The sequence below is a fragment of the Fonticella tunisiensis genome (assembly GCF_004364155.1).
GTDB classification, from domain to species: Bacteria; Bacillota; Clostridia; order Clostridiales; family Caloramatoraceae; genus Fonticella; species Fonticella tunisiensis.
Genome location: NZ_SOAZ01000013.1, coordinates 25,405 through 48,829 on the forward strand (window position 1 = coordinate 25,405; position 23,425 = coordinate 48,829).

Sequence of the window (23,425 nt, forward strand, 5' to 3'; positions counted from 1 at the left end):
GTGCATAAAATTTTGCACCCTATATTTTTCTTATTGTAATTCTCCACACATCGGGCCCTTCTGAAAGATATCCCCATTCAAACTGTCCAGATCTATCCGTCATAAGCTTTATATAAAGGTGTACCGGATCATGATCGTTTATAAGCTCCATTTGCTGTCCTGGCTCTAAGACATCAAAGGTAGAATATATTGCTCCCACCACGTCTTCCTACTCATGCTCCCTAACATCCACTTTTGCATTGAACACTTCCAAAACTATTCCCTCCCTATAAACGATCATTTTTATGTTAACCCGCATATTCAGGTTTTATCCCATATGTTTTTGTCCTTTTATGTTAGTAAAGAATACTATATATTAACAAAGTATATTTCTGCCCAAAGGGGGTGAACCCTTTGTTAGTCTATACTGCCCTTGGCGATTCAATTTCATGGGGACTCGGAGCCCCATTATTCTACGGATACGCTTACTATATCAGAGATATCTTAAAATTCTACTACCCTGATACTAGATTTAAAAACTTTTCCAGGCCTGCAGCTACAAGTAAATATATGCTTTATCAGCTGAGGATCAATTCAAAGATAAGAAATGCTATAAGCAATTCTTCCCTTATAACCATCAGTATAGGCGGAAACAATCTCCTGAAAGGTGCCAAGAACTTTTACAGAATTGTGGATGAGTATGCCGTGCAGAAGTGGATTATTCAGTTTGCCCGGGACTGGCCTGAAATTCTAAAGGAAATAAGATTCAATATATGCTATCCAGGACCTATCTATATAATGACCATATATAACCCGTGCAGAACTGATGATATCAGATATGCAGTTTTCGATAAATATATAGATGAGTTAAATAGCATAATTTCAGATTCTTTTCTTATAAGCAGCTATAGTTATGAAATTGTAGATGTTTATACCCATTTTGAAGGTAACCTTGGAAAGTACTGGACGCATTTCTACGACGGAAGGCATAATCCCCATCCAAACGCCGAGGGTCACAGACAGATTGCACTGCTTCACAGGATGTCGATGGGAATATAAATGTATATATCCCTTCACCATTCCGGCAAGGATATTCTGTAACGCTGGCTTTGTTTAAATCTCCTGTCCGGATGGATAAGACGGAATATTCCTTGCCTCCATTTATTAGCCTATAATAGCAACTGCTGCCATTTATAAAATCAGTACTCCGCTGCTGCTCTGAAAATCCCATTGAAGTAGAAGCAGATAATATCTACAGACCGACGCTGCGATAAAAAATATATTTCATTCACCAGTGCGCTTGGCAAAGAAGTTCCTGGCAAGTGGGCAGCTAAGAAGACCAAGTAGAGCTAATGGTGTTTGAGCAAAGCAAGTTTTAAAAGCCTACTTGGCCTGTCATCTGCCCAGAGCCTTAGAACCTCTGTGTCCAAGATTAGTTGTGAGCACAATATATTTTTCTCACAACGTCTTTTGAAAATAAAACTGGCACAACGCGTTAATTTACATTATTTTGCCCTTACTGACGGAAAAAGTATATTGTTTTCAAGATGAATATGCTGGAAAAGATCCGATTCAAGCTCCTTTAGCTTATCATAGGTTAACCTAAATGTTGTGCAACCGTCGGCGGGAACAGTAAATCCATCCGTAATCCTCCTAAGCTCCTTAATTATATTTCCAGCCCCATCGTGTTCATCTTCTGTTTCATCAATAACTTTTATAATTCTTTCTTTAAGTTCAATCTCTCCGCTCTCTTCATATTTCTTAATCATTGGGAACAGCATCTCCTCTTCCTTTATAAGATGCTGTTCAAGATCCGCCTTAAGGCTGTGGAAAAGTTTATGAACCCTTGTGAGAACCTCGCCATGGTTTACTCCATGAGCCCTTAAAATTTTGGTAACCAACTGGCTTAACTTCGGAAGCTCCGAATTAAGATATGCATGATGAGTATTTACTACGTGGTCAATGAGCTCGCTCCAGGATGCCTTTGTCCAGTCAACATCCTTGTCTTCCTTATTGATGTATTCCTCGTATAGACTATTTAACTCTCCAAGAATTTTTCCTTCGCTAAGCCTCTGCTCATTTATAGCTTCTATCAACGGCCTGTTTCCTCCACAGCAAAAATCTATATTATACCTTTTAAAAACGTCGCTTGCCTTTGGAAATCTTGCAACTATATCTCCTATTTTTTCTACACTACTAAAGTATTTCATTAAAATCCCTCCAAAATCTTATTTTTGAATATATTATATAATCCTGAATAAATAAACTCTTTGATTGCAATCAAATTATAAAAAATGAGGGCATCATCTTTATGGCTACCCTCATCTTAATCTACAGTAAAATTATTATTGCTCTGCTGCCCCGCCATCCTTTCGGCTGCTAAGAAATTTTATCTCGTCGGCTAAAATTTCAGTTACATATTTTTTCCCGCCTTCTCGCCCTTCAAAGGACCTTACCCTTATCCTTCCAGAAACGCTTATCATTCTTCCCTTCGTTAAATACTGCTTGAGCTTCTCTGCTGATTTGTGCCAATATACGATTGGTATAAAATCAGACTCCCTTTCACTTTTGGAGTTTATATAGTCCCTCTGCACAGCCATTGTAAAATTAAGAACGCTTTTCCCGTCGTCTCCAACATTTTTCACTTCAGCATCCTTTACAAGTCTGCCTATTAAAACAACCTTATTCATAACAAGAGCCTCCAAAGATTTTTTTAATAATTATATCCAATTGGAGGTTTTATAAACATCAATATCGTATTTATAAAAATAAATTTGTTGTGATGACTCTTAACTTCCCCCTTCACCATTCTGGCTTATAATAGCAGAGCCATTAATCTAAACCATCTTCTTTTACCCCAAAAAAGCGAAGATAAAATAATATATAGAATGAACATTTAAAAAATTCTATTCGTCTATTTTTGTGATATGAAAATTATACCTATTATGCTCAACACAATGCCAACAACATTCTTCAATGAAAGATGTTCCTTAAAGAAAAATATACCTATTGGAATTAGAAGAAGAGATACTACAACCTGTGCAATCAAGGCCGCAAGGCTTACATTCCATCCAGACCTATATGCAAGGAGAAATCCCATCTCCAGTGCCACAATAGAAAAGCCAAGGGTGTAGCTTGCCCAGTTTACCTCTTTAAAGGATTGGAAGCGTCCTCCATCCGATGGAAATATAAATAAAATGGCAAGGGATAGAAATAAAGCTGTAGAATATGTTGCTATAAGAGGTACTATCGGATTTACCTTTGCTGGAATAGATTTTGAAGATAAATGATACAAAATATTCGATAGTATTATCATAACCATTGAAATATAATATAAGTTCATAAACGTTCTCCTTTACCGTGTACAATTGTCATAATAATTATCTTATCAACTCTGTGAAATAATATACAAGTTTAAATTCATACCAATATTTTAACATTTTGATTACAAACTAGATATCATATAAAGTTTTAAACATAATATATTAATGAGAACGTGGTATATTGCTTCAGGAATTGGATTTGCTTAAAGCCCAAAAGGCTGCAGCATTAGTTTTGATTTTAGGATATATAATTCTTATCGTTTCATCTGAACAATCTGAAATAGTTGAACTCCTTAGGCTTGAAGGTAAAACTATATCTTCAGATGTTATAGATCCTTCAAAAACTTCTTCCCTATCAAGCAAGGTGCGCATTATAGGACTTTTAATTTTGGCATTAATTGCATCTACAAGGCTCAAACAGAGGATAGTAGAATTCCAATCTGGAAGCCTTAAGAGCCCTTTAACACCTAATCTATTCATAACAGCCGGAGCCTGTATAGGAGTAATAGGTATAGTACTCGTTGCAATAGGAGCACAACAAAGAGCTGCAGAATCGGGTATACGATTAGGCTTAGTTTGATGTCTCTATTGTGTCTAAAAAGGAAAATGTTAAGAGGGTGAGAATCGTGATAATAATTAAAAAGTCAATTAGAAGGAGTACAGAAAAACTGTACTCCTTCTAAAATCATGCTAATATTTTATTTTTCCTTTCCATATATCTTTTCCAACTGCCACCTTCTATATATACTGCATTATCTTCACTTAGAATCTCTCTATCCACAAATATATATCCATAAATTAACTCTTTTTTCCCATCTTTAAAATATACCTCCAGGCCTTTCCTCACAAAAGCAATTCTATCAGGGCTTCCATTAAAATGTTTCTCCAGCTCATCAATCTGCTTTAAGACAGTGAAATTATCATCATCCAACAGGGTTATAACCTCCCCGTATACCTTATCAAAACCCTCAACAAGTGCCGGACACTCCTTATCCTTCAGATGATACAGGGTTCCATATACATAGGCTTCTTCAATACTTTTTACATATTTTTTTAAATAAATATCATAGTTTTGAAAATCCTTCATGAGAGTCCCATAGGTAAAAAGCTTTATTTCCTTCATCAGCAAATCGTTCCCTCTGCCCTTTTTATATCATCTTCCGTTCTGGCTATAACCTCCACCGCCTTCTCTATTGCATTCACCATAGTATCAAGGGCCATAGAAGGCGTATTAGGCTTTGTAACAACCTGTTCTGGAAGGAAAGGAATATGAATAAAACCTGCTCTAATATCCAATTTATTTTTATAAATATAGTTTAATATTCCATAGAGAACATGGTTGCATACGAAGGTTCCAGCAGTGTTTGAAACGCTGGCTGGAATACCGCTTTCTCTAATTTCCTGAACTATTGCCTTAACAGGAATAGTTGCAAAATGGGCTGGTAGACCCTCTGGATCAATTGGTTCATCCACAGGCTGATTTCCTTCATTATCGGCAATTCTCGCATCATCAACGTTTATTCCAACCCTCTCAACTGTTATATCAAACCTTCCTCCTGCCTGTCCAATCATTAAAACCACATCAGGTTTAACTTCATCTATTTTATCCGTAATTGTTTTTATTGATTTATGAAAAACAGTTGGTATTTGAAGCTTTATAACTTCAGCATCCCCTATTTTCTCCCTTAGCTTTTTTATAACCTCAAAAGCAGGGTTTATGCTTTCCCCTCCAAATGGATCAAATCCTGTAACAAGTATCTTCATTTTCAATCACTCCTCATATTTAAAATTATTAAGGGATACAAAGATGCCATTTGGACCCTTTTAAAATGCCCAGTAATACATTAAGACTATATGCAGTATAAGCATTACGACCGCTACAGGTGCCTGATATTTTATAACCCCATATTTCTTATCCTTCATTTCAAGTATTGCGGTTGGTACTATATTAAAGTTTGCTGCCATAGGTGTTAAAAGCGTTCCGCAGTATCCTGCCGTAAGTGCAAGAATTGATGCTATAGCAGGATTAGCCCCCTGTGATAGTACAAATGGAACACCTATTCCTGCAGTTATAACTGAAAAGGCTGCAAATGCATTTCCCATTATCATTGTAAATAGTGCCATACCTACACAGTATGCAATAACTCCAAGTAAAATATTTCCCTGAGGTATTACATTGCTTATTCCGCTTGCTATTACCTTTCCAACCCCTGCTGCAGTAAACACTGATCCAAGGGCTGCAAGCAGCTGTGGAAGTATATTTACAGGCCCCACAACTTCAAGAAGCCTTCTTCCATCCTCTGCCATCTCAAGAGTACTGCCGCCTGTATACATTAACGCAAGTATTCCCGCTGCAACTGTTGCTATTCCAAGAGGCACAAGTGTTCCAAGCTGCTTATTCCAGATTTGTGCTACGACAAAGGCAATAATTGCAAGTGCCAGTGCAGGTATGAATATCTTATTTCCTATCCTTTCTGACGCTTTCTTTTTAAAATCTAAAGTTGATTCATTGAACTTATTAAATTTAACAAGCTTCAAAGCTGAAAGAACAGCCATAATAAGAACCATATAGCCTACATAAACATCCTTTATGAATATGTTTTTGTTTCCCCAAAGCATTCCGACTCTACTGAAGGCAAAGATTATACCTAATATTGTCCAGAAAAGAGCCGTTGGTATTCTTGACGGATGCTGCTTATCCTTCAAAGTTTTAAATGCTGCGTAAAATGCTACAAGTCCGCATAAAACATATAAGTATTCGGTTAATATATCCTTTAACATACTTTCACCTCCAGTTTTATTATCATGCCTTATAACTTGTTTGATTTCTAGTTATTTTATTCCCATACTTCCTATCAAATTTCTTGTCAAAGTACAGAAATTGAATTGTTCCTACGAGCATTGCAAGTATTGCCACCGGAAGAGAGGCTTTTGCAACGCTTAATGCATCAACGTTATACTTTAGTTCCTTTAAAACTCCAACAACAAGAAGTACACCACCTGATGCAACGAAAAAGTTTTGCCCATAAAAGTTTCCATAATTTTCAACTGCTGCCGTTAGTCCCTTTATTGCTTCCTTATCCTTTTCCTCGAGCTCCCTATATCTTGCTTCTGCTGCTCCCTGAGCCATTGGGAGTATCAGGGGTCTTATAAACTGAACATGTCCACCAATTCTCAAGCTAAACATTGCAGCCAGAGTTCTTATTATGAGGTAAAGCGCTGTTAGCCTACCAAAGGTCGCTGATTTAAGTTTACCTATTAAGTATGCAGCCCTTTCCCTGAGACCATACCTTTCAAGTATTCCTATAACCGGGAGAGATATTATAAATATTGACATCAACCTATTATTCACAAAAGCTTTGCCCAGAATGTCCATTATTTCATTAAATGAAAGTCCCGAAACAAATCCTGTTATTATTCCCGCGCCAACTACTACAGCTATTGTATCGAGCTTTAGAATAAATCCTACAACTATGATTGCAATACCGATTAATTTGATCATTTACGAACCTCCTTTATTTTTCCTGTTGCTTTTATTTTCATATTTTATTATATATTTTTCATTTTTGCAAGTTTTATTATTGAAAATTTCATATATATAAATTTTATCCACAACTGAATTTTATTGTACAGTGTGGATGCATTATGTAAATGTTCCTTATAGTTTATGAGTTTATACTGCATATGGTGAGAAACTAATAAAGAGAGTTTTTATTTTATAATCCATGGGAGTGATATAAATGAAAAGATTTATGCTGATATCCATAACATGTGCTTCAGTATTTGCCTTTATAATTGCTAAGGATAGAGCATCAATAGGAAATAATATTCACCTTAGGACACAAATCAATAAACTTGATGTATTCGTATCATCTGAGGAAATCAATGTGGAAAATAAATATATTAAAGTTAATATTAAATATCCTGTGATACAGGAAGTAAACGACAAGTCCATTCAGAATAGATTAAATGAAAAGTTCAAAAAAGATGTTCTATACTTTAAAAGCGAAATAGAAAAACAAGCATTTGAAGCCTATAACTATTCAAAAAATAAGGGTTTTCCTTTTATGACTTATGAGGTTTTTATTGATTTTAAGGTCACTTTTAATAAAAATAACATCTTAAGCATTCCCGCTTCATACTATAGCTATACTGGAGGTGCTCATGGCTTTACTATCATAAGACCGTATAATATTAACCTTACAGCTGGAAAGGAAATTAAATTAAAGGATATTTTTAAGGAAGGAACAGATTATAAAACCATAATCAAAAATGAAATTATAAGGCAGATGAAGGAAAATCCCGATGAGTATTTTCCTGAAGCTCTAAACAAAATAAAATCGATTTCCGATGACCAGAACTTTTATTTAGAAGATGGAAATATTATAATCTACTATGGCCTTTATGACATTGCACCCTATGCATCAGGTATAAAGGAATTTAAAATACCCTTTTCAATGTTTAATACAGCTGTTAAACCTGAGTTTAACCATTAAATCAATTTTATTTTAAGTTTTAAAAGGGTTTTAAAATTTCATATAGAATATAAAATATAGATTTATTTGAAACTCATATTTTTTTACTGCAAGTCATTACAGTCAGGAGTGGAAACTTGATACTACAAGGCAAAAGGGGGATATCTAATGAAAAGGCCAAAAGTGTTTATTGCAAAACCAATTCCTGTTGAAGTAGAAAATTACATTGCCAGGCACTGCGATTATAAAAAATGGGAACATGAGAAAGAGATCCCCAGGGAAATTCTTTTAAAGGAAGTAGCAGACTGCGATGGGATCCTGTTAACAGGGCATAAAATAGACGAAGAGCTCTTATCAAATGCTCCCAATCTTAAAATAGTAAGTAATATTTCTGTTGGATATAATAATTTTGATATAGCTGCAATGAAAAAACACAACGTTATGGGAACACATACTCCATATGTACTTGATGAGACCGTTGCAGATCTAGTATTTGGATTAATACTAGCATCAGCAAGAAGAATTTCAGAACTTGACCGTTTTGTAAAGGAGGGTAAATGGGAAGCTGGGGATGATAAAATATTCTTTGGAGTAGATGTTCATCATGCTACCATAGGTATCATAGGCATGGGCCGAATCGGCGAAGCTATTGCAAAGCGCGCAAAGTTAGGATTTGATATGAATGTCCTATACTATAACAGGACTAGAAAAACTGCCTTTGAGGAAAAAATGGGAGTTAAATATCGCGACCTTGAGGCTCTTCTTAAAGAATCGGATTTTATAGTGCTTATGACTCCACTTACAAAGGAAACATATCATCTTATCGATTATAAGGAATTCAATCTTATGAAAAAGTCAGCCATATTTATTAATGCATCTAGAGGTCAGACAGTAAATGAGGAGGCTTTAATAGATGCACTTCAGAATAAAAAAATACTGGGTGCAGGGCTTGATGTATTTGACAAAGAACCAATTGACCCCGATAATCCCCTTTTAAAGATGAATAATGTAGTAACTCTCCCCCATATAGGTTCAGCTACTGCAAAAACTCGTTTTGATATGGCCATGCTTGCTGCTAAAAATCTTGTCAAAGGAGTACTTGGAGAAGTACCACCAAATCTTGTACCGGAGCTTAGAAAATAGGTTTATCAATATAAACGTTTCCTTTAAGTTGATTACTTACTTGTTTCTAAAGTGCAAAGACTACCTTTAATTCAGGTAGCCTTTTTTATTGCAGCACTAGGCAAAATAAATTATATATCCTAAATACATTTAGAAATTTAAATTATCTTTCTAAAACTGGTAGTGCCGATCCTCCAACAGGCATCAATAGTACCTTTGAATCACTTCCAAGTTCCTCATAAGCCCTATCTAAGGCAGACTGTACATCAGAGAAAGGTTCCATAAAAATACTTTTAACAAAGTCATGTTCTAAATCCGAAACCAAGTATATTTTTGCATTTTGAAGAACCATAGCTATTGCTGCTGCTTTATGTCCTCCAAGCCTGAAGTTTTTCTTTATCCTTTCAATTAATTTCCCCGGCTCCTTTGCCTCAAGTATCCACTCTTCAAATACCTTTTCCCCTAGGCCTTCCTTGCAGGATGCCACAAGTATAATTATTCCACCTTTTCTTACTGCGTTCTTGGCATTATCAAGGGCTTTTTGAGCCTGATATAAGTTTAAGTCTTTAGGATATCCTCCTGCAGAAGCTATAACTATATCAGCCTTTTCCTTAATATTTATCTTGTAAAAGGTATCTAAAAACCTGCACCCTTCCCTGTGTGCATCTATGTAATGTCCTGCAACAGCCTTTATTATTTCCTTCTTTTCATTAAGTACTACGTTAACTATGAAATCTATTGGAACAAAATTTTCTACTGCGTCAATGTCTATCCTAACGGGATTTGTTGTAATATTTCCTGCTCTGGCTTCATCCTCAACCATTCTGCTGTGATTCGCCTGTATTGCCTGCCTTGTTGAAACTCCCGGCATTATAGCCTTTGCTCCTCCGCTATATCCTGCAAAATAATGGTATTCTATGTTTCCAAGACAAATGCGCCTGTCTGCTTCCACTACAGGCCTGAATATATCTACCGGAGTTCCGTTTTTGGTATATCCAAGATGAATATAGTCCTTTGAATCGCTATCTATACAAGATATTTTATTGTATATTTCCTCACCAACGAGATATTTTTTTTCCTCTTCAGTGTGGAACCTGTGACTTCCAAGGGCAAAAACAATCGTAATATCCTTGTCAGATACTCCAGCCCAATAAAGTTCCTCCAGTACAATTGGAAGGACTAGTTTGCTTGGCATGGGTCTTGTAATGTCGCTTGTTATAATTACCACCTTTTCCCCAGGCTTTACTATATCCCTGAGCCTTTTTGAGTTTATTGGATTTTCTATTGCTCTTTTAACTTCTTCAACACCGGTTAACCCAATTTCTACTTTATTGGGTAAAAGTTCGCCTAAAAAATTTTTACTATCTATATTAAAAGTCATCCTGGTTTTTCCGAATCCAATACTATATTCCATTCTATCACCTCAACGATTGCTATTGATAAATGGACAGCGAACATAATAATGTCCCCTGTCCATTATTAAAATTTATGCCTCTATTTCTTCAACTCTAACAGGTCTTCCTTCTTCATAGGATTTCCTTGCAGCAAGTCCAATAAGAACAGGCTTTAATCCATCCATACCAGTTACCGGTGTTTCTGTATCATTTTCTATAGCGTTGAAGAAATCCCTGAGTTCTGCAACAAAGGAATCCTTATATCTTTCAAGGAAAAAATATTTTGGCTTTTCACTAATCACTCCATCTTCAGTGCTTAAAACGGCTGAAGAATCAGTATCGTTTGAAACTGTTACAGATCCCTTTGAACCAAATACCTCAACCCTCTGATCATAGCCATATGCAGCCCTTCTACTGTTGTCAATTACTCCAAGGGCTCCGTTTTTAAACTTGAGGCTTATAATAGCTGTATCAACATCTCCTGCTTCACCTATTGCAGGGTCAACAAGTACTGCTGCGTGGGTGAATACCTCTTCCACTTCGCTTCCAGATAAGTATCTTACCATATCAAAATCATGTATAGTCATATCAAGGAATATGCCGCCTGAGACCTTAACATATTCTATTGGAGGTGCCTGCGGATCCCTTGAGGTAACCTTTATTATATGTGGTTCTCCAACTTTTCCTTCCTTAACTAGATCATGAACCTTTTTAAAGTTATGGTCAAAACGTCTGTTAAACCCAATCTGAAATTTTACCCCTGCCTTTTCTACAGCAGATAGCGCTTCCTTGATTTTATTAACATCGAAATCAATCGGCTTTTCACAGAAGATGTGTTTTCCCGCATTTGCAGCCTCGATAGTGAACTGTGCGTGGGTATTGGTTGATGAGCAAATTAAAACTGCTTCTATTTCAGGATCGTTTAGTATTTCTCTATGGTTGCTATATACATTTTCTATTCCAATACTGTTAGCCCAATCCTTAATTTTATCAGCAAATACATCGGCAATAGCCTTTATTTCTACATTCTTAAAGTTGTTAACGATGTTTTCAGCATGAAGTTTTCCTATTCTTCCTGCTCCAATAATACCAACTTTTATTTTTCTTGTCATTTCAAACACCTCCAATTATAGTCCTGTTTTTTCATTAATATATTTTCTAGCCTTAATTGCATATTCAAGGGGGTTTGCCTTTGCTGGATCCTGCTCAGCCTCAACAATAAACCAACCTTCATAGTTATTTTCATCGAGTATCTTAAATAAAGGCTCGAAATCGATCATACCATCTCCAGGTACTGTGAACACTCCCTCTTTGACAGCGTTGAGGAAGCTCATCTTTTCTTTCTTAACCCTCTCAAACACATCCTTTCTTACATCTTTTAAGTGTACATGCTTTATTCTGTTTACATATTTTCTTAGTATCTTTTCGGGATTTTCACCTGAGAAGGTTAAATGCCCTGTATCAAATAATAGGTATACTAAATCTGGATCTGTCATCTCCATAAGCCTGTCGATTTCCTCTGTTGTTTGTACTCCTGTTCCCATGTGATGGTGGTAAACTATTTTCATCTCCTTTTCTGAAGCAAGCCTTCCAAGTTTCTCTAGTCCTCTTGCTAGTTTTTCCCATTCTTCCGTAGTAAACACAGGCTTTGCATCAAATATCGGAAGATCCATCTTACCCTGTATACTGTGCCCCTGTTCTGAGACAACTATAACCTTTGCCCCCATCTCATATAAAAAATCTCTGTGCTTTATAAATTCATTAACGGTTTCTTCAAGGGGTTTAGTCGTTAAAAATGCACTGAACCATGCACTTGCAATCTGAAGATTTCGAAGCTCTAAAGCTTTCTTTAAAACCTTTGTATCCCTTGGATACTTGTTTCCAACTTCACTTCCTGTAAAGCCTGCAAGGGCCATTTCACTTATACATTGCTCAAATGTATTTTCCCCTCCAAGCTCTGGCATATCGTCATTTGTCCAAGCTATTGGTGCAATGCCAAGCTTTACAGCGTCTTTTTTAAACATTTTAATCTCCCCCTTTGTTCCAGTTTATATTAGAACTTCCTTGCCTTTTTAATTTCCTCTTCCATCTTCTTATGGGCTTCAAGTACTGTTTCTCTTTCAGCAACTTCAGGAACTCCAACTCTCCACCATGATTCATACCCATCTGTCATCGTCTTTGGAAGTACCTTTATATCAATTAAGGTTGAAACATTATCATGTTTAACCTTTTCAAGTGCATCCTTTAACTCTTCAATAGTTCTAACTGTATAAGCCTTTGCTCCATATGCCTTTGCATTTGCAGCAAAGTCAATAGGCATGTATTCTCCTGTTAATCTTCCCGTTTCTTTATCACGGAACCTGAACTCTGTTCCGAATGTAGGAATCCCCTGTGAGTTCTGCAAGTTTCTAATGCATTGGAATCCACTATTATCAAAAAGCAATACGTTTATTTTATATCCTTCCTGAATACTTGTTACAAGTTCTGAATGAAGCATTAGGTAGCTTCCATCCCCAACCATTGCATAAACCTCTTTGTCAGGTTCAGCCATCTTAACACCAAGGGCTCCTGTAACTTCATATCCCATGCACGAAAATCCGTATTCCATGTGATACGTCTTAGGCTTTACAGGTCTCCAGAGCCTCTGAAGATCTCCTGGAAGGCTTCCTGAAGAACCTACTATTATTGAATCTTCACCTATTGCTTTATTTATTTCTCCAAGAACTCTTGTCTGTGATAATCCCTCTTCAAGTTCTATTGAATAAAGCCTATCTACCTCATTAACCCATTCTTCCTTAACTTTCTTTATTTCATCCCTGTACTCCGATTTATATCCTATTTTTTCAAGTTCTTCTCCTAACATTTTTAAAGTTTCCTTGGCATCTGCAACTATAAGTTTTGCATTTAACTTTGATGCATCAAAGCCATTAACGTTTATGGTTAGAAATTCTGCCTCAGGGTTCTGAAACGCCCATTTTGATGTTGTAGTAAAGTCCGAAAACCTTGTTCCAACACCAATAATAAGGTCAGCTTCCCTTGCGATCCTGTTTGCAGCAAGGGTTCCTGTAACGCCCATTCCACCGAGGTTTAACGGGTGGTTCCATGCAACTTCGCCCTTTCCTGCCTGGGTTTCACCAAAGGGTATATTGAACTTTTCAGCAAAGATCCTAAGTTCATTACCCGCTTCAGAATATCGAACTCCACCACCACATATAATCATTGGCTTCTTCTTATTCTTTATTAGTTCAACTGCCCTTTCTATTTCACCTTTAGTTGGCAGTCTTCTTTCTATATGATGTACTCTCTTTTCAAAGAACTCTACAGGGTAGTCATAGGCCTCGGCCTGAACGTCCTGTGGAAGGCATATGGTAACCGTTCCAGTTTCTGCGGGATCTGTTAACACCCTCATAGCGTTTATCATAGCGCTCATAAGCTGCTCTGGACGTTCAATTCTATCCCAGTACCTTGATACAGGTTTGAAAGCGTCATTTGCAGTTATTGATATGCTTGAAGGATTTTCAACCTGTTGAAGAACCGGGTCTGGCTGCCTGCAGGCAAATGTATCACCCGGGAATAATAGAAGAGGTATTCTGTTGACTGTTGCAGTACCTGCAGCTGTAACCATGTTAAGAGCTCCAGGCCCTATTGAGGATGTACATGCTATAATTTTCCTTCTATTCTTTTGCTTTGCATATGCAATTGCAGCATGGGCCATACCCTGTTCGTTTTTTCCCTGATAAAGGACTAGAGCCCCCTTATGCTCCTCAAGTGCCTGTCCAAGCCCTACAACGCATCCATGTCCAAATATTCCAAATATTCCTTTTACAAATTTATTTTCCTTTCCGTCAAATTCTACATACTGATTATCAAGGAACTTTACAAGGGCCTGTGCCATTGTTAGCCTTATGGTTTTCATATTTTCATCCCCCCTACAATTTATTTATCTGGCCAAATCTTTGCATCCTTATCTGTTACCCATAAATGTTCCGGTTCAAATATCGGGGTTATATATGGATTTCCATCTATATGTCTTATAACCCACAAATAATACATAGCATATCCTGGTGCCGTTGTTTGAGGGTGTGAAAGATCATCAACTATTTTTACTGTATCATTATTTTTGACCTGAACAACATCCTCACCTAACTGACAGAATCCATATCCGTTCTCGGGATAGAACTTATAAAAGTATATCTCAGGCTGTGGATGATGATGTGGAGGATAACTTGACCATTTTCCGGGGAAATCTATAACTTCCCCTAAAACCAGGTTAGAATACTTCGCATTTGAATAATCAAATACTGTCCTAACAATTCTTGTCGAAGTTTCTTTCATGGTTCCTTTTCCACGTTCTTCGCTTGCGCATTCCTTATCGGTGTAGAGCTTTGACTCAAACACAGTATCATTTATGGTCTTTGTTACACAAATTTCCGAATCTTCTCCAACCCCTGTAATTTTCACTTCTACTCCCTGGGGTACATGAAGCACCCATGGGGCTTCATCAAAGCATGAATTTCTTTTAATGGTTTCCCTTTTTCCTTCCCATTCAAAGGTTATCTCACCTTGAACAAGCAAGAATGCTCTTTCCTTTTTCTCTGAGTCGACTTCTGTCTGTCCCTTTCCAATCCTTAATATTCCAAAGTCCATCATTGTATTCTTTTCTTTATCATCAATAGTTGTTATTGGATTGTAACCATATTCAAATGGCTTACCCTGTCTTATTCTATACATCCCTTCACCCTCTTTCTATTTTCTAGCTATAACCTTTTTAACCTTTTCCATAATATCACTAGCTGTTAAGTTAAATCTTTCCCTCAGGTAGCTTTCAGGCCCAACTTCACCAAATCTGTCAAATACACCTACCCTTTCCATAGGAACAGGTCTATTCTCAACAAGCACCTCCGCTACAGCAGAACCAAGGCCGTTTATCACATTGTGGTTTTCGGCAGTAACTATTGCACCGGTCTCTTCTGCAGACTTTATTATAGTTTCCTTATCTATAGGCTTTAAAGTAAACATGTTAAGTACCCTTGCTGATATTCCATCCACTTCAAGGGCCTCCGCAGCCTTCAGGGCCTCATCCACCATAATTCCTGTAGCAATTATAGTTACGTCCTTTCCATCCCTGAGCTGTACTCCTTTACCTATTTCAAAGGTTGAACCTTCTTCATATATTTTGACAGCATTTTTTCTAAGAAGCCTTGTGTAAAATACTCCATAAAGGTTTGCTGTTTGTTTTATTAAATCCCTAAGCATTACAGAATCGACGGGTTCAAGTATTGTTATATCAGGTATGTTTCTCATTATCCCCATGTCCTCAAAGGGCATATGGGTTCCACCATTATACGAAGCAGTAACTCCAGGGTCGCTTCCTGTAATCCTTACGTTTAACCTCGAATAACCACAGGATAGGAATATCTGATCAAAACATCTTCTTGTTGCAAATGGTCCAAAGCTGTGTGCAAAGGGAATTTTTCCTGTCGCAGATAGCCCTGCTGCAACGCCTATCATATTGGCTTCCTGTATTCCAACGTTGAAGGTTCTTTCTGGATAAGCCTTTAAAAATGGTTTCATCCCCATCGAACTCATAAGATCCGCGTCAAGTACAACAATTCTTTCATCCTTTTCTGCAAGCTCCATTAGTGTCTCACAATACGCATTTCTCATTTCCTTATCTTCTCTAATTCTATTTTTCGCTAATATGGCGCTCATCTTGTCACCGCCTTTTCAAGTTTTTTATAAAGCTCATCAAGTGCTTCTTCCATCTGTTCCTTACTTACTGTCATATGATGGTTTGAAGCGGTGTTTTCTGCAAAGCTCCATCCTTTACCTTTTATAGTGTGAAGTACAATTACTGAAGGTTTTCCTTTAACTTCCTTTGCTCTTTCAATTGCTTCGTATATTTCCTTTACGTTTGAGCCATCTACTTCTTGTCCATGCCATCCAAAGCTTTCAAACTTTGCTTTAATGTCTCCTAAGTCATTTATTTCCTTTGTAAATCCATCAAGCTGTTTTTTGTTGTAATCTATAAAAGCAATCAAATTATCAAGTTTTTGCTGTGCAGCGTACAATGCTGCCTCCCATACCTGTCCCTCCTGGATTTCACCGTCACCAAGTATTAAATATGTATAATTCTCTCTTCCATCAAGCCTGTTTCCAAGGGCAACCCCAACTGCAAGTGATGAACCCTGTCCAAGGGAACCTGTTGTCATATCTACACCTATTGTTAGATTTCTGTCACAGTGGCTTGGAAGATGCGTTCCGGGTTTATTGAGTGTCATTAACTCCTCAAGTGGAAAATATCCTCTAAGTGCAAGTGCTGCATAAACTGCAGGGCCCGCATGTCCCTTTGAGCAAATAAGCCAGTCCCTGTCATCCCATCTCGGATTTTTAGGATCTACATTCATTACTCCACCATAGAGTACTGCAAGGGCATCGGCTATTGAAAGGGCTCCACCAACATGCCCAAACCCCAGGTTTCCAATTGCTTTCATGGCTTCTATTCTTATCTTCAATGCGAATATTTCAAATTCTTTAATCTTTTCAGCACCTAACATTTTGCACCTCCATCACATGAGATATTCCAAATGGTTAGAATAGTGGAGGATATTTCTCCCCCTACTATTCCCTCTCCAGTTAGAACTTTTTATTGTATGCATTTTTCATGGCCTCAATAAGAGGCATTTTAACTCCTGATAGGAATCTAACCATTGCTCCTCCTGCAGTACATACATAGTTTATATTGCTAGTATCTATAAAACGCTGAGCAGCTGATACAGTATCCCCTCCACCTATTACAGAGTAACCTTCAGCTTCCGCTATGGCATTCCATATCGCCTTTGTTCCATTTTCAAATAGCTTGTTTTCATATACTCCTGCAGGGCCGTTAACAAAGATGGTTCCAGCCTTTGCTATTTCTTCCTTGAAAATTTCTATCGTCCTGCTTCCAATATCCATGCAAAGTTCATCTGTTGGTAAATCCTCAATTGATATTTCCCGCCTTACTCCATCCTTTTCAAAGGCAAGGTCAACGGGAACTACTATTTTTTCAGGATAATCTGAAAGGTATTCCTTTGCAGGTTTTATAAATACATCAAGGGACCTGTCTTTTATAAATTTCTCATTTTTTGAGCCAAGATCATACCCTTTAGCCATGAGCATAATATGTCCCGTTACACCACATGCAAGAATCTTATCTGCAGCACCATTCTGGAGAACCTGCTTCATCATACCAAAGGCATCAGAAATCTTAAGTCCTCCAAGTACAAATACCGCAGGCCTGTCAGGAGATTCCATAACCTTGGTGAGAGCTTCTATTTCCTTCATCATGAGCATTCCACCTGCCGAAGGAAGTACTTCCTGAAAAGCTACCATTGAAGGAGCATTTCTATGTGCTGCTGCAAAGGCATCGTTAATATAGTAATCTACAAGTGGTGCCAGGCTTCTAACAAGATAGGTATTAAGCATTTCAGATGGCCTAAGCTTTACAACGTCTTCAAAGGTTGAAATCTCCTCTGTTAAGTATCTTAAGTTTCCAAGGAGAATTATTTCTCCCGTTTTTAGGTTTTTAATTGCTTCCTGGGCAGCTGGGCCGCATACATCGTCTATATACTTAACCTCTACGCCAAGCTTTTGTGACAGCTTTTCGGCATGCTCATTCATTGGAATCAGGTTATGATAATCCAGTGTATCTCCCTGATGAGCAATCATAGCAATTTTAGCACCTTTTTCTATAAGGTATTTTATTGTTGGTATGCTCATATTTATTCTGTTTTCGTTTACAATCTTTTTAGTTTCGTGATCAAGAGGTGAGTTAATATCTACTCTGAGTAATACGGTTTTACCGGTATAATTAAATTCTTCCATTGATCTTATTCCAGTTATTACTTTTCCATCCATTTTCCCATCCCCAAATATTTATTTGTTAAAGCAACTGCTTCAAGTCTATCTGTCTGCATTTCCATTGCAGCTCTTATTGCATCCATATTTTCAGGAATAACAACAGCTTCCTGAGGAATATTTATTGCAAACATTATATCCTTTCCAGAGTTTACTATTGTCTCTTCAAAGACTGCAATCTCATACATGTCTCCCCTTGGATTTCCAAGGTCTCTCGCATATCTAAAGAGTGAAGCATTACCTAAGAAGCCATCAGCAAGTCTTACCACTCGAATTCTTGGATGTTGATTGAAGTATTTTAATACTTCTTCCTTACCTATTTCTCTTTTTGGTGTTGCAACAACTGTAATTATATGTCCATGGGTTACTGGTGTGTGAACAAGTATTCCTGTTGCATCAACATGAGGCATAATTGTCATAAGGTCAACTGCTTGATGATTTGGCGCCTTGTCAACCTGAAGCGCATTTGTAAGTCCTCTATGATAATCACCTGGGTCAGCAACACGTCTTATAATTGTTATTGCTACCTTTTCAATTCCAACCTCCCTGTCAAGGCAGTCAACTGCTCTAATAAGACCTGTTGTATTGCAGGAAGTAAGCTTTAAAAATTGCTTTCCTAACCCTTTCTCATAATTTGCGTATCCATGGAAGAATACATCTGCAACATCGTTTTTCTCTCCACCCTGGAATATTGCTTTCTTATTATATTTCTTGTATAATTCCTTGTTTCTGGCTCCAACTCCAGCACTTGTTGCATCAAGTATTACATCTACCTTTTGAACAAGGTCCTCAAGGGTTCCAGAAACAGGGATTCCTGCCTTATCAAATAACTCTTTGTTTTCTGGTACTGCAATGTATAAGTCATAGGGCATTCCTTTTTCCTTTAACGCCCTAACTGCTAGGGTTGGAGATACATCTGCAACTCCAACAAGCTCCATATCTTCCTGAAGAGCAACTCCATCGGCCAATCTCTGTCCAATGACACCATAACCAACAACTCCAACTTTTACCATAAGCAAATACCTCCTTAAATTATTTGTTAATAGCTTCCAAAAGATTTAATGTATGTTCAGCTACCCACTCAGGAGTAACATCGGTTCTCCTTGCAACGCCTGTATCAATAGCCGCCTTTGCTACATAGGCTGCAACCTTTGGTGCAATCCTTAAATCAAAGGCCTTTGGGATTATGTATTCTTCATTAAGTTCATCTTCTGAAATTATTTCTGCTATCGCCTTTGCAGCTGCTATTTTCATTTCATCGTTTATTTCCCTTGCTCTAACATCTAAGGCACCTCTAAATATTCCAGGGAAAGCTAAAACGTTATTTATTTGATTTGGAAAATCGGATCTTCCAGTTCCAATGATCCTTGCTCCACCTTCTTTTGCTTCATCCGGGAATATTTCCGGCACTGGATTTGCCATTGCAAATATTATTGCATCCTTATTCATCGTTTTAACCATTTCTGAAGTTAGAACTCCAGGGGCTGAAACACCTATGAACACATCTGCTCCTTTAATTACATCTCCTAAACTTCCCTTTAAATTTTCAGGGTTAGTAATATGAGCAAGTTTTTCTTTAGCAGAATCTGAATATTTTATATCCCTATGTATTGCACCCTTTCTATCACATACTATAATGTTTTTAGTTTCCATAGATAATAGAAGCTTTGTAATAGCTGCTCCTGCAGCCCCGGCACCACTTACAACAACCTTTAAATCTTCAAATCTCTTATCCACAATTTTCAATGCATTAATAAGGCCTGCAAGGGTTACAACTGCCGTTCCATGCTGATCGTCATGGAATACTGGAATATTGCATACTTCTTTAAGCCTTTCTTCTATTTCAAAACATTCCGGTGCTTTAATATCCTCTAAATTAATTCCTCCAAATCCTGGCTCCATGAGTTTTACTGTTTCAACAATTTTGTTCACATCCTTTGTGTTAAGGCATATAGGAAATGCATCAACTCCAGCAAAGGATTTAAATAAAACTGCCTTTCCCTCCATTACAGGAAGCCCCGCACCTGCACCAATATCTCCAAGACCTAAAACTGCTGTACCATTGGTTACTACAGCCACCCAGTTCCCCTTTGAGGTATATTCGTAAATTTTTTCAGGGTCATCTTTAATAACAAGGCATGGCTCTGCAACCCCCGGTGTGTATGCTAAGGTTAAATCTTCCTTAGTTTTGACCTGAACCTTTGAATGAAGTGCTATCTTTCCTTCATTATCTTTGTGAAATTTTAAGGCTCTTTCCTTTAAATCCATTAAATTACCTCCCAACTACATCAGTCCCTTTCTTAAGCACTTGATATGAATAAATTATTTATTCATTTAAGAAAACTAACTTATTTTTCTCAAAGGATTCTTTACATGCATAGGCTATTTCAGTGGATTTTACTCCATCATCAACCACAACCCCTGGTTTTCTATTTTCAAGGATACAATTTACAAATTCCTGCACCTCTGCAACATATGCCTGTTCAAATCTTTCAAGAAATCCGGAAACACATTCCTGAACTGCTCCCTTTTCATCAAAAATAGTTACCAGGTTTTTCTGTGGTACCGTTCCTATTCTAAGAGAACCTTCTGTTCCTATAATTTCGGTTTCTATGTGATAACCATGAGCACATGTTCTTCCTGCATAAAACATCCCGATTGCATCGTTTTGAAACTGAATTAATGCAGCACCGTTGTCTGCATCGTTATACTTTTTAAATTCTGGATATGCATAGCAGCTCCCAACAGCATATACGCTTTTTGCTTCTGATCCAAGGTACCATCTTGCTAGGTCTATGTCATGTATTGCCATATCAAGGAATAGTCCTCCACTTTTTTCTGAGAAGGCTATTGCTCCTTTAACTGCTTTTACAGGATCAAGTCCATAGCATCTAATAAGGAATGGCTTTCCAATTGCTCCTTCTTCAATTTTCTTCTTTGCGTATGCATAGGATGCATCATACCTTCTCATAAATCCCAGCATGAAAACTTTATCTTGATGCTGCTCAACTATTTCCTTTGCCCTAATAACCTCTTCCATATTTACACCCAAGGGCTTTTCACTAAATACATGATATCCTGCCTTAAGTGCCTCTTCTATCTGCCTGCAGTGCTCTGTTGAGGAAGATGCTATGAAAATTGCATCCAGTTCATCATTTTTAAGCATTTCTGAAAAGTCTGTGTAACCGTATTTTATTCCCCAGTTCCTTTGAACATCTTCCACTTCTTCCTTAACAATGCTGCATGCTGCTACAAGTTCAGCATTTGGAATTCTAAATGCAATGTTTTCAGCATGCTTTTTGCCAAGCCTTCCAAGGCCAACAATACCTATCCTAACCTTTTTCATTCTTCACCTCATAAAAATTAATTTATTATTCTATTTCAAAATATTTTCCTACAGCTTCTTCAGTTTTTTCTTTGCCTACTTTTATTGTCTTTTCAGCATCCCACTCCCAGTATTCCGGCCTGAAAAGTTCTACAGACGCCATTTCACTATATCCTATTTCCTTAAGTGTACTTAATATTGAATCTAAATCTACAACACCTTCACCAGGCCAGAGTCTTTTATCATCTCTTAAGGCCCCAACTGGCAGATCCTCACTATCATCGATATGGAAAATAAATATTTTTTCAGGATCAGCCTTCTGTAAATCTTCTATCCTTGATCCCATAGCATGGAAGTGGAAACAATCCAGTACCATTCCAACGCTGTCCCTATCTAATGTCTTTACAATATCATATGCTTGTCCAAAGGTATTTACTGAACAGTTTGGGTAACCTACAAACTCATAGGCAAGTTTTACTCCATACTCATCTGCTATATCAGCCAGCTCATTTAATCTTTTTATTGACTCTTCCTTAATTTCAGCTTTTGTACGACTCCCAACATCAAATGTAGGAACTACAACGATTTTTTTACAGTTAATCTTTTCACCAACTTCACATAAAAATTTCAAATCATCTTTTATTTCCTGATATCCTGCTTCATCTCTGAAGGTAATAAATTCTAATGCATTGAAGGCATAGGGTTTTATTCTACTATTTTTGAAAAAGTTCACAAGATCATCAACGGTATGGGTTTCAAGATATTCCTTGAGCTTATCTAATCTTATTTCTATAAACTCATATCCGTGCTTCTCACACAGCTCAAGGTCCTTTTCTAATGTAGAGTTTTTAAGGGTTGTAGCTTCATTAAAACAGATTTTCATAATACCACCTCTATATAAATTATCTATTTTTTTTCTTATCCAATAGAACAGCACCAACTATGATTGCACCCTTTAAAACCTGCTGCCAGTATGCTGATACCTGAAGAAGGTCAAGTCCATTGTTTAAAACTCCCATTATAAGGGCCCCAATTATTGTTCCTGGTATTGTACCTACTCCTCCCGAAAGGCTTGTACCCCCGATAACCGCTGAGGCAATAGCATCAAGCTCATAACTAACACCTGCTGTTGGCTGACCGGCACTAAGCCTTGAAGCTAACACTATACCTGCAAGACCTGATAGAAGTCCTGCATATGTATAAACAAGAACTAAATACTTTCTAACATTTATACCTGATACAACCGCTGCCTGTGCATTTCCTCCTATAGCATATATATATCTTCCGAACTTAGTATGTTTTAATAAAATGTGGGAAATTACTGCCGTTAATAACATTACGTATATGGGGAAAGGTACCCCTAAGAAATATCCCCCACCTATAAATTCAAATGATTCTGATAGATTTGTGATTGGACGACCATCGCTGAAGATTAATGCAAAGCCCCTTGCTGCGATCATCATACCAAGTGTAGGTATAAAGGCAGGTATTTCTCCGAAGGCTGTAAACGCTCCATTTATACTACCTGCTATTGCACCTACTAATAAACCTACAATAATAGAAACTATTAATGGATATTGGTTTGGATGTGCAAAGCTTGTGGCGATAACTCCTGCTAAAGCTAATACTGAACCCGATGATAGATCTATTCCTGTAGTTATGATAACCATAGTTACTCCAAAACCAATTATGGCAATAACTGATATCTGTCTAACAACATTCATCAGGTTTCTTGTTGTTAAAAATGCTGGAGATAAGACCGTCATTAAAACAACCATTGCCAGCAGCACAAGGGCCATTCCATGACGTCGAAATAAAATTTTTATTTTATCCTTTTTATTTATTTCATGTTTATTATTTTTTATTGAAGTTTTATTTGCCAGGTTGTTCATTTTTTTCACTCCTTTT

The 23,425-nt window shown here is 37.3% G+C and carries 25 protein-coding genes; 4 read left to right on the forward strand and 21 right to left on the reverse strand.

The genetic code is table 11. The annotated features are described in order from the left end of the window. Positions 1–19: 19 nt before the first annotated feature. A complete protein-coding gene (locus EDD71_RS15545; RefSeq protein ID WP_243116430.1) occupies positions 20–202 on the reverse strand; it encodes a DUF2249 domain-containing protein in 183 nt (60 codons plus the stop codon). Between the two features lie 191 nt (positions 203–393). Here EDD71_RS15545 and EDD71_RS08835 point away from each other — a divergent pair, with 191 nt between their 5' ends. Then, the gene (locus EDD71_RS08835; RefSeq protein WP_166636418.1) at positions 394–1,038 is read left to right on the forward strand and encodes an SGNH/GDSL hydrolase family protein; all 645 of its coding nucleotides are present in this window, start codon (positions 394–396) and stop codon (positions 1,036–1,038) included. 446 nt (positions 1,039–1,484) lie between these two features. Here EDD71_RS08835 and ric read toward each other — a convergent pair whose 3' ends face one another. The 3 genes from ric to EDD71_RS08850 all read right to left on the reverse strand — a co-directional run bounded on the left by ric (position 1,485) and on the right by EDD71_RS08850 (position 3,322). Beyond that, positions 1,485–2,189: an iron-sulfur cluster repair di-iron protein gene (gene ric, locus EDD71_RS08840; protein ID WP_133628372.1), complete on the reverse strand. Its 705-nt coding sequence runs from the start codon at positions 2,187–2,189 to the stop codon at positions 1,485–1,487. A gap of 135 nt (positions 2,190–2,324) precedes the next feature. Further along, on the reverse strand, positions 2,325–2,669 hold the full coding sequence (locus EDD71_RS08845) for a single-stranded DNA-binding protein (RefSeq protein WP_133628373.1): 345 nt from the start codon (positions 2,667–2,669) through the stop codon (positions 2,325–2,327). Between the two features lie 224 nt (positions 2,670–2,893). Then, on the reverse strand, positions 2,894–3,322 hold the full coding sequence (locus EDD71_RS08850; RefSeq protein WP_133628374.1) for an EamA family transporter: 429 nt from the start codon (positions 3,320–3,322) through the stop codon (positions 2,894–2,896). A gap of 173 nt (positions 3,323–3,495) precedes the next feature. On the opposite strand from EDD71_RS08850, the gene EDD71_RS08855 reads away from it, so the two are divergent. Then, positions 3,496–3,882, forward strand: a complete 387-nt coding sequence (locus EDD71_RS08855) for a hypothetical protein (RefSeq protein ID WP_133628375.1) — start codon at positions 3,496–3,498, stop codon at positions 3,880–3,882. Positions 3,883–3,987: 105 nt separating this feature from the next. Here EDD71_RS08855 and EDD71_RS08860 read toward each other — a convergent pair whose 3' ends face one another. From EDD71_RS08860 to EDD71_RS08875, 4 genes are read right to left on the reverse strand one after another with little or no spacing between them, the layout of a single operon-like run. After that, a complete protein-coding gene (locus EDD71_RS08860; protein WP_133628376.1) occupies positions 3,988–4,425 on the reverse strand; it encodes a gamma-glutamylcyclotransferase family protein in 438 nt (145 codons plus the stop codon). Continuing rightward, entirely contained in the window at positions 4,425–5,066 is a 642-nt protein-coding gene (gene pcp, locus EDD71_RS08865) for a pyroglutamyl-peptidase I (RefSeq protein ID WP_133628377.1), read from the reverse strand. Before pcp ends, EDD71_RS08860 begins: the two co-directional genes overlap by 1 nt. A gap of 60 nt (positions 5,067–5,126) precedes the next feature. Continuing rightward, on the reverse strand, positions 5,127–6,083 hold the full coding sequence (locus tag EDD71_RS08870) for a DUF979 domain-containing protein (protein WP_133628378.1): 957 nt from the start codon (positions 6,081–6,083) through the stop codon (positions 5,127–5,129). A gap of 22 nt (positions 6,084–6,105) precedes the next feature. After that, positions 6,106–6,801, reverse strand: coding sequence for a DUF969 domain-containing protein (locus EDD71_RS08875; RefSeq protein ID WP_423244816.1), 696 nt, complete (start codon positions 6,799–6,801; stop codon positions 6,106–6,108). A gap of 241 nt (positions 6,802–7,042) precedes the next feature. Between EDD71_RS08875 and EDD71_RS08880 the strand changes: the two genes are divergently transcribed. Both EDD71_RS08880 and EDD71_RS08885 read left to right on the forward strand, forming a co-directional pair. Further along, positions 7,043–7,798: a DUF3298 and DUF4163 domain-containing protein gene (locus EDD71_RS08880; RefSeq protein ID WP_133628380.1), complete on the forward strand. Its 756-nt coding sequence runs from the start codon at positions 7,043–7,045 to the stop codon at positions 7,796–7,798. Between the two features lie 147 nt (positions 7,799–7,945). Beyond that, positions 7,946–8,920 (forward strand): 2-hydroxyacid dehydrogenase, encoded by a 975-nt coding sequence (locus EDD71_RS08885; protein WP_133628381.1) that lies wholly within the window; start codon positions 7,946–7,948, stop codon positions 8,918–8,920. 142 nt (positions 8,921–9,062) lie between these two features. Here EDD71_RS08885 and larAH6 read toward each other — a convergent pair whose 3' ends face one another. The 13 genes from larAH6 to EDD71_RS08950 all read right to left on the reverse strand — a co-directional run bounded on the left by larAH6 (position 9,063) and on the right by EDD71_RS08950 (position 23,409). Then, a complete protein-coding gene (gene larAH6, locus EDD71_RS08890) occupies positions 9,063–10,313 on the reverse strand; it encodes a nickel-dependent malate racemase, LarAH6 family (RefSeq protein WP_133628382.1) in 1,251 nt (416 codons plus the stop codon). Positions 10,314–10,385: 72 nt separating this feature from the next. Further along, positions 10,386–11,405: an inositol 2-dehydrogenase gene (gene iolG, locus EDD71_RS08895; RefSeq protein ID WP_133628383.1), complete on the reverse strand. Its 1,020-nt coding sequence runs from the start codon at positions 11,403–11,405 to the stop codon at positions 10,386–10,388. Between the two features lie 15 nt (positions 11,406–11,420). After that, positions 11,421–12,317 carry a myo-inosose-2 dehydratase gene (iolE, locus tag EDD71_RS08900; protein WP_133628384.1) on the reverse strand — a complete coding sequence of 299 codons (897 nt, stop codon included), beginning with the start codon at positions 12,315–12,317 and terminating at the stop codon, positions 11,421–11,423. Between the two features lie 29 nt (positions 12,318–12,346). Continuing rightward, on the reverse strand, positions 12,347–14,209 hold the full coding sequence (gene iolD / locus EDD71_RS08905; RefSeq protein ID WP_133628385.1) for a 3D-(3,5/4)-trihydroxycyclohexane-1,2-dione acylhydrolase (decyclizing): 1,863 nt from the start codon (positions 14,207–14,209) through the stop codon (positions 12,347–12,349). A 20-nt stretch (positions 14,210–14,229) separates the two neighbouring features. Next, positions 14,230–15,024, reverse strand: a complete 795-nt coding sequence (locus EDD71_RS08910) for a 5-deoxy-glucuronate isomerase (RefSeq protein ID WP_133628386.1) — start codon at positions 15,022–15,024, stop codon at positions 14,230–14,232. Positions 15,025–15,039: 15 nt separating this feature from the next. Beyond that, positions 15,040–16,005 (reverse strand): transketolase family protein, encoded by a 966-nt coding sequence (locus EDD71_RS08915; protein WP_133628387.1) that lies wholly within the window; start codon positions 16,003–16,005, stop codon positions 15,040–15,042. Further along, on the reverse strand, positions 16,002–16,850 hold the full coding sequence (locus EDD71_RS08920) for a transketolase (protein WP_133628388.1): 849 nt from the start codon (positions 16,848–16,850) through the stop codon (positions 16,002–16,004). The genes EDD71_RS08915 and EDD71_RS08920 overlap by 4 nt, the downstream gene beginning before the upstream one ends. A 79-nt stretch (positions 16,851–16,929) precedes the next feature. Beyond that, positions 16,930–18,192 (reverse strand): phosphoglycerate kinase, encoded by a 1,263-nt coding sequence (locus tag EDD71_RS08925; protein WP_133628389.1) that lies wholly within the window; start codon positions 18,190–18,192, stop codon positions 16,930–16,932. After that, positions 18,177–19,205: a type II glyceraldehyde-3-phosphate dehydrogenase gene (locus tag EDD71_RS08930; RefSeq protein ID WP_133628390.1), complete on the reverse strand. Its 1,029-nt coding sequence runs from the start codon at positions 19,203–19,205 to the stop codon at positions 18,177–18,179. Before EDD71_RS08930 ends, EDD71_RS08925 begins: the two co-directional genes overlap by 16 nt. Positions 19,206–19,224: 19 nt before the next feature. After that, a complete protein-coding gene (locus tag EDD71_RS08935; RefSeq protein WP_133628391.1) occupies positions 19,225–20,460 on the reverse strand; it encodes an NAD(P)-dependent malic enzyme in 1,236 nt (411 codons plus the stop codon). A 58-nt stretch (positions 20,461–20,518) separates the two neighbouring features. Then, on the reverse strand, positions 20,519–21,538 hold the full coding sequence (iolG, locus tag EDD71_RS08940; protein WP_133628392.1) for an inositol 2-dehydrogenase: 1,020 nt from the start codon (positions 21,536–21,538) through the stop codon (positions 20,519–20,521). Positions 21,539–21,563: 25 nt separating this feature from the next. After that, on the reverse strand, positions 21,564–22,400 hold the full coding sequence (locus EDD71_RS08945) for a sugar phosphate isomerase/epimerase family protein (protein ID WP_133628393.1): 837 nt from the start codon (positions 22,398–22,400) through the stop codon (positions 21,564–21,566). Positions 22,401–22,419: 19 nt separating this feature from the next. Next, entirely contained in the window at positions 22,420–23,409 is a 990-nt protein-coding gene (locus EDD71_RS08950) for an ABC transporter permease (protein WP_133628394.1), read from the reverse strand. Positions 23,410–23,425: the final 16 nt, after the last annotated feature.

Excerpts from the sequence above, each read along its gene's own strand:
- EDD71_RS08935 (WP_133628391.1), bottom strand. The coding sequence starts at position 20,460 with ATGGATTTAAAGGAAAGAGCCTTAAAATTTCACAAAGATAATGAAGGA.
- EDD71_RS08945 (WP_133628393.1), bottom strand. The coding sequence starts at position 22,400 with ATGAAAATCTGTTTTAATGAAGCTACAACCCTTAAAAACTCTACATTA.
- ric (WP_133628372.1), bottom strand. The coding sequence starts at position 2,189 with ATGAAATACTTTAGTAGTGTAGAAAAAATAGGAGATATAGTTGCAAGA.
- EDD71_RS08870 (WP_133628378.1), bottom strand. The coding sequence starts at position 6,083 with ATGTTAAAGGATATATTAACCGAATACTTATATGTTTTATGCGGACTT.
- EDD71_RS08860 (WP_133628376.1), bottom strand. The coding sequence starts at position 4,425 with ATGAAGGAAATAAAGCTTTTTACCTATGGGACTCTCATGAAGGATTTT.
- larAH6 (WP_133628382.1), bottom strand. The coding sequence starts at position 10,313 with ATGGAATATAGTATTGGATTCGGAAAAACCAGGATGACTTTTAATATA.
- iolE (WP_133628384.1), bottom strand. The coding sequence starts at position 12,317 with ATGTTTAAAAAAGACGCTGTAAAGCTTGGCATTGCACCAATAGCTTGG.
- EDD71_RS08950 (WP_133628394.1), bottom strand. The coding sequence starts at position 23,409 with ATGAACAACCTGGCAAATAAAACTTCAATAAAAAATAATAAACATGAA.
- EDD71_RS08925 (WP_133628389.1), bottom strand. The coding sequence starts at position 18,192 with ATGGATGGAAAAGTAATAACTGGAATAAGATCAATGGAAGAATTTAAT.
- iolG (WP_133628392.1), bottom strand. The coding sequence starts at position 21,538 with ATGAAAAAGGTTAGGATAGGTATTGTTGGCCTTGGAAGGCTTGGCAAA.
- EDD71_RS08885 (WP_133628381.1), top strand. The coding sequence starts at position 7,946 with ATGAAAAGGCCAAAAGTGTTTATTGCAAAACCAATTCCTGTTGAAGTA.
- EDD71_RS08915 (WP_133628387.1), bottom strand. The coding sequence starts at position 16,005 with ATGAGCGCCATATTAGCGAAAAATAGAATTAGAGAAGATAAGGAAATG.
- EDD71_RS08880 (WP_133628380.1), top strand. The coding sequence starts at position 7,043 with ATGAAAAGATTTATGCTGATATCCATAACATGTGCTTCAGTATTTGCC.
- EDD71_RS08845 (WP_133628373.1), bottom strand. The coding sequence starts at position 2,669 with ATGAATAAGGTTGTTTTAATAGGCAGACTTGTAAAGGATGCTGAAGTG.
- iolG (WP_133628383.1), bottom strand. The coding sequence starts at position 11,405 with ATGACAAGAAAAATAAAAGTTGGTATTATTGGAGCAGGAAGAATAGGA.
- pcp (WP_133628377.1), bottom strand. The coding sequence starts at position 5,066 with ATGAAGATACTTGTTACAGGATTTGATCCATTTGGAGGGGAAAGCATA.
- EDD71_RS08930 (WP_133628390.1), bottom strand. The coding sequence starts at position 19,205 with ATGGTAAAAGTTGGAGTTGTTGGTTATGGTGTCATTGGACAGAGATTG.
- EDD71_RS08910 (WP_133628386.1), bottom strand. The coding sequence starts at position 15,024 with ATGTATAGAATAAGACAGGGTAAGCCATTTGAATATGGTTACAATCCA.
- EDD71_RS08920 (WP_133628388.1), bottom strand. The coding sequence starts at position 16,850 with ATGTTAGGTGCTGAAAAGATTAAAGAATTTGAAATATTCGCATTGAAG.
- iolD (WP_133628385.1), bottom strand. The coding sequence starts at position 14,209 with ATGAAAACCATAAGGCTAACAATGGCACAGGCCCTTGTAAAGTTCCTT.
- EDD71_RS08850 (WP_133628374.1), bottom strand. The coding sequence starts at position 3,322 with ATGAACTTATATTATATTTCAATGGTTATGATAATACTATCGAATATT.